Here is a 1,043-nt window from a genome sequence, read left to right as displayed (position 1 = left end):
ATTTTTTTAAATTATGTAGTTATTTCAGCACCACGAAAAATGATTTTTGTTAAAAATCTAAAATTAATAATTTAATTACTAAATATTTTGTAAAAATACCTCTTTGGAGGATAATCAACCTAAACTCGGTCGTGGTTTCTCATTAATAATTTTCATAACTTTATTAATTTCTTTTTGAGTAATATTGTTAAAATCTGTTCCCTTAATAAGATATTCTCTAATATCTCTATTCATTCTTTCAATTTTAGGTTTTTGTTTTGGTTTACCGGGGTCACAAAAATAAACATTAGTTCCAGTAATTTTTTCAATTCCTTTTCAGTTTGAAAATTCTTTTCCTCTATCAGTTATAATTCCTTTTATATTTTCTTTATAAAGTTTATTTTTAAAAATACTTTCAATGGCTTTATTAACCTCTTCTGAATTATGTTAATTTAATTTAAAACAAATAGTATACAAACTTTTTTCTTCTGTAAAAGTTAAACAAGCAGACTGATGTTCTTTACCAACTATACAGTCCATTTGAAATCAACCAAAAGTACCTTTTTCATGTTCTGCTTCTTCAATAAATCTAATATTAGTCAATTGACCACGATCATCTTTTCTCTTTTTTGTTTTAAATTTTTTACCTTTAAATGGTAATTTTTTCTTAATTTCATTATCTTCTTCATCAAAAACCCCATGATCAATATATTTGTAAAGTGTCACATGCGAAAATGGAAACTTTTCATTATACTTTTTTTCATATTCAAAGATAATTAACATCGGTGAATAGCGTCTTTTACTTAAAATTTTTCTTATGTGATTTACAACTTTTTTTCTAATTTTAGTATATTTTATAGATTTTTTTCTTTTATTTTTATAATCATCATTCGCTTTTTTAGGATCGTATTCTTCTTTAAGTCTTTTAGCCTCTAATCTAATAGTATTACGACTTTTATTCATTACTTTTCCTATTTTAGAATAATTAGGTGTGCCATTTTTCTTTTTAAATTTTTCGGATTCTAAATATTCTTTTAAATCATGTCTTTCTACTAAATTAAAAT

The 1,043-nt window shown here is 23.3% G+C and carries 1 protein-coding gene and 1 pseudogene; both read right to left on the bottom strand.

The window, feature by feature from the left end; genetic code table 4:
- Nucleotides 1–78 precede the first annotated feature (78 nt).
- Nucleotides 79–411, bottom strand: a pseudogene (locus EHU54_RS05995) (IS30 family transposase); the annotation flags it as partial.
- Between the two features lie 15 nt (nt 412–426).
- On the bottom strand, nt 427–1,043 hold a 617-nt coding region (locus tag EHU54_RS05990; RefSeq protein ID WP_400249488.1), incomplete at its 5' end, for an IS30 family transposase.

The organism is Spiroplasma sp. ald, from assembly GCF_044714355.1.
GTDB lineage: Bacteria > Bacillota_I > Bacilli_A > Mycoplasmatales > Mycoplasmataceae > Spiroplasma > Spiroplasma phoeniceum.
The sequence above is the reverse complement of the archived record's forward strand: the minus strand, read 5'-3'. Positions and strand labels throughout refer to the sequence as shown.